Below are 4,541 nucleotides of genomic sequence, written 5' to 3' on the forward strand. Positions count from 1 at the left end.
CAGGCGCTGACAGGCCACTGTCAGGCAGAGTTCGGGAAACCCACGCCACCTTGCAGTAGCCTTGCGGCTAGGTTGCGGAACAAGCCAGCTCGCCTGCCCGATGCGGAAAGCGATTCCGCACAGCCAGGAGGTCAACATGGATGCGCCTAGCCTTGGATTGAATGCAGTTCTGGCACTTTGCTCTCTCGGCTGCCTGATCTATATGCTGGTCAAGCTCGCCCAGGAGAAAGGTGCTCTCCACGCGCTGATTGGATTCTTCTTTCCGATCTATCCTTTCTTCTGGGGGTGGGTCAGTGCCGGCCGCCTGGGGATCCTAGACATCATGGGCTTCTGGACGGCGGTGATAGTGATTTACTCCGGGTTCACCATGGCAATGGGCGCGGCGGCGGCGCAGACGATGATGTTCGTCCCCTAGCCGCGGCCGCAGCCAAGGCCGGCTTCTAGGACACTCTGCAACGCAACGCACCGCCTCCGGCTCCTGCGGCCGCCTGGCGGTATTCGAGCCCAAAATTCCAGGCGTGTGACTTGGGCGGCATTGGGTCACCATCCTTAGCGGCGCCCTCGCCGCGACCCGACGAGGCCCCCCGGCGACTGAAGCCTCACCCCTCATTCCTCAAGCATGCGGGTCGGTTGCGGGCGCCATTCGTGACGGATCCGAGCCCGAACCTGACACCCTAGCTCGGATTGCGCCTCTCGCCGATCGTCTGTCCACCCCCACGCCGGCTCGAGTTCACACTCCCAGCCGCTGCTCAGCCGCCGCCGGATAGAACGCCCGGCTGACAGCCCTCCAGCCCAGCAGCCATCCCGCCAGGAGCGATCCGAGCGCCAGCGCCAACGCCAGGCTGTGGACCGGCACGATCCCGAAGACCCACAATGCGAAGAAGAGCCAGGCCAACGCCGCACTACCGAAGGAAGCCGCCAGACTGAGCCACAGGCAGCGCTGGACGGCGCTGACCTCGAGGCTGTCCTCGATGGCGATCGACCATCGTTGTCCGAGGAAGGCAACGTACGCCAGGATCAGCGTCAGCGGAATGCCCAGCATGGGGAGCAACTCCTCGACCCCGGCGACCACGGCCGCCACGACCACAAGCGCCAGCACGCCTCCCGCCGCCCACCAGAACCATCGGTAGCCTTCGCCAGAGGCGTCCGGCCGGCGGCGAGCCGATGTCCACGTCCGCACCGACAGGACGAGGAAGGCGCTGGCGCCTGCCGCCAGCAGCAAGAGGGTCTCCGTCAAGATCGTCGAAGGCGGCCACAGGTCGTGCAAGCTGGAGCCCCGCTCGGGGGTGGCTTCGGCCCACCCGACGCCGAATCGTTCCCAGACAGCTCTGTCGGCAGGGCCTCGCAGCACGCCCTCATTGCCCAATGCCACCAACACGACGCTGCCTCCTCCGCTGGGGAGCAGCATCAGGTCATGCGGAGAGAAATCGATTTCTTTGCCGCAGGCCAGGACTTTGCCCGTACCAGCGGCGACCCGGCGCATGTAGCTCAACCGGACGGCCGGCGGCGACCAGGCCACATCCCACGTCTGCCCTCCGTCCTCAGACCGCTCCACTTGCGGCTGCTGGCCATCGATCCGATAGCACAGCCGCGGGGTCCCAGGGTCACACGCAATGACGGGGTACACGACCGGCTGCTCGACCTGGGCGGCGATCTGGGGAGGTACGTCCTCCTCCTGCAGGAACTCCCATGTCCGACCTTCATCACGGCTACGGTACACGCCGCTGAACGGTTCCCAGGCACGGGCGACGGCGTACAGCCCGTTGGAGCCCTGGAGCAGGCGCGAGATCGGCTGCTCGGGCGGACAAGGGGCGGTGGCTACCGCCGCCAGGGTGGCCACCGAAAGCGCCAGCAGACCCGCACGCAGGGGCACCGGGGAAGGGTTCGATTCGGCCCGCAACCACAGAGTGAAGGCTGCAGGCAGCACGGTCAGTGCCCACAGATCGCTGGGATCGAGCGCCATCTGAAGGCGCAACCCAAGCACTCCGGCGGCAAGCGCATGGGCTGCGGCGTTGGCTTGCGGGACTGCCTTCAAGGTCGCGAAAACAGCACCGGAGGCGATGAACGATGCGACTGCCAGCATGAGGCGCCGAGGTCTAGGGCAGCCGGTGATCCGGCCCAGCACCACAATCAGCACCATCGGGAAGAACAGCAACCCAGCGAAGTCGCTCAGCTTGCCCGTCAGGGTGCCGGGGGTCAGGCGCTTGAGGAGGTGATCATTGAGCAGCAGCGCCGCGATCGCCGCCAGCGTCACAGGGTGAACCAGGGCGCGCACGCCCATCCATTCCACCCAGGTCGCTGGCGCCTGCAATCGTCGTACCCCCGTAGGTTGCGACCCGAATGCCATCTTCGCCTCCCCTGCTGGATCGTGCCCCCGGGATTGGCACATTCTCGCGCTGAACCCGCTCGGGGACAGGTGTACCGACGGGTCACCGCGGCCTTGCGCCTCGACCGCTTGCGCAGCGCCGCCACGGTGGCCATCCCCGTCGGGCGGATGACGCCCGACGGGGATGGCTCTGCCCTCGTCCACGTGCAGGCGCGGCCTTCCTCCAACGGACAACCCCGGTCGCCCAGGCAGGCCTGGACACGCCGCCAACCTCAGCCCCTCGGCGGTTGCGCCAGGGTGAGGAACACCGGCGAGGCCGCCGCCAAGAACAGCCTGGCTGGCGAAGCGCCTCCCAGGAGATTGCTGTAGCCGATCGGCCCTGGGCCGGAGATGTCGCGGCTGGACGGCGGCAAAGGCCGAGGACACCTGGCGGATCCTGCCGGGAGGCATGGCGCCTGAGGGGGGTAACCGCTTTGCGGTTGTCGGGCTCAGTTTGGGAGAAACGGGCGACGGACCGATCGGGTTGCGCGAAGAGGCTGTGGCTTGGACCTGGCACGGCCCGTCGAACCCAGTTTCTCTGTAGCTACGATCGGGGAGTTCTCAGCGCCCTGGGCCTTGAGTCTGAGCGGGCGATCCCTCAAGCCCGCCCTTCTCCGCACCGACCTGACGCTGACGCTCGGGTTGAAGCGCCAGCACCCGGTAGATGGTCATCAGCAGCACCGATGCCCCGGTCGACCAGTAGATCACCTGCGCCCAAAGAGCAGCCGAATCGGTTCCGCTCTGCAGGCCGTGGAACAAAGCCAGAATGAAGGCGGTGAAGCTCAGGAAGTGGATGGCTCTCCAGGCAGCATTGCCCAACCGCTTGCGTACGTAGAAGCTGAGGACCACGATGGCCAAGATGTATATGCCTAGCTGCCCCATTCCGACCCACTGCTCCCGGTAGCCCAAAGCCCGGAAGGGAATCAGAATCCCTCCGAGGGAGTAGTGCATATAGGGGTCACCCAGAAGGATCAGGGCATGGAACATCCCCGTGCCGAGGCCCAGAAGGCTCAGATGCTGATGAAGGTCGAATGCAATGGGTCCGCCCGGCCACAGCCGGGCCATGCGGTTGGTGATGGCAAGCCCCAACATCATTGCGCCCCATAGGAGCAGATACGCAACGAAGGCACTGGATCGCGACAGGAACCAGAAGGCCGATCCGTCCGGCCCTTCAATCGTCAACGCCATCGGGGAGGCGAGGCGAGGCAATACAAAGATGGCTACCGCCGTCCCTAACAACGTCGCCGCCAGTATCTGGACAAGGGTTCGGAGCCCCTTGTCAGCAAGTTCGTCCAGTTGCGGTTCGCTGATCCTGTCCATCCCTCAACCTCTCCACAGATAGCGCGTCAGGCGGCGGCTATCCAACTGCTCTCCGGATTCCAGCACGAGCAAGCCGGCGAGAATCGGTCTGCGTTCGATCCAGGCCAACCCTTCACGGCTGCCGAGCAGGATGACGACCTTGGCGGCCACTTCGGCCATCTCGAGCGACGGAGCGATGACCGTCGCCGACAGAACGTCGGTCAGCGCTGGGGCACCCGTCCGGGGGTCGATCAGGTGGTGCTGCAACGCCCCGCCCTGCATCCAGCGGCGATAGTCCGTCCCGGAGGTGGCGACACCGCCGGCGTGCAGCGCAAGCCGGGCTATGTCCTTCTCAGGATCACGTGGGTCGGCCACAGCGATACTCCACGGCCGGAGTCCGTTCCTGGAACTGCTCAAGGCGATGTCTCCGCCTGCACTCACCAGGGTCGCGCCCCATGCTCTGAGGCGATGGACCGATCGTTGCGCCGCCCATCCCTTGCCAATCCCGCCCAGGTCGAGGCGGGTTCCTTGCGGGAGGCGAAGGGTGTGCTTGGCTGGATCCAGAGCGATCTCCCGCCAGTCTGCTGCAGGCGAGGGTCGCGATGCAAAGCCTCTCTCCATGTCCCGCATCTGATCAAACGACCGATCGTACCCGGCAGCCTCAAGTGCCGGGAGAACGGTCGGGGTTACGAGTCCCCCGCTGATCCGGGCTGCCCGGAGTGAAGCCTGGATCACTTGCCACATCATCGGGCTGACAGGGATGACCTCACCCGCACGCGCATTCAGCTGGCTCAACTCGCTCTCCGGGCGGAAGCGGCTGAGCCGGGATTCCCAGGTCTCGAACCAGCCAGCCACCTGGCTCAGGCGACGGGATGCG

4 protein-coding genes are annotated in these 4,541 nt (G+C 65.8%); 1 reads left to right on the forward strand and 3 read right to left on the reverse strand.

The window, feature by feature from the left end:
* Positions 1-136 precede the first annotated feature (136 nt).
* Entirely contained in the window at positions 137-415 is a 279-nt protein-coding gene (locus tag MUO23_11520; GenBank protein ID MCJ7513585.1) for a hypothetical protein, read from the forward strand.
* Positions 416-730: 315 nt separating this feature from the next.
* Here MUO23_11520 and MUO23_11525 read toward each other — a convergent pair whose 3' ends face one another.
* The 3 genes from MUO23_11525 to MUO23_11535 form a co-directional block, all read right to left on the reverse strand.
* Complete coding sequence (locus MUO23_11525) at positions 731-2,347, reverse strand: hypothetical protein (GenBank protein MCJ7513586.1); 1,617 nt, start codon at positions 2,345-2,347, stop codon at positions 731-733.
* Between the two features lie 579 nt (positions 2,348-2,926).
* On the reverse strand, positions 2,927-3,685 hold the full coding sequence (locus tag MUO23_11530; protein ID MCJ7513587.1) for a hypothetical protein: 759 nt from the start codon (positions 3,683-3,685) through the stop codon (positions 2,927-2,929).
* A 3-nt stretch (positions 3,686-3,688) separates the two neighbouring features.
* Positions 3,689-4,541, reverse strand: an 853-nt coding sequence (locus MUO23_11535; protein MCJ7513588.1) for an FAD:protein FMN transferase, incomplete at its 5' end; no start/stop codon positions are given.

This window comes from Anaerolineales bacterium, from assembly GCA_022866145.1.
Classification (GTDB): domain Bacteria; phylum Chloroflexota; class Anaerolineae; order Anaerolineales; family E44-bin32; genus PFL42.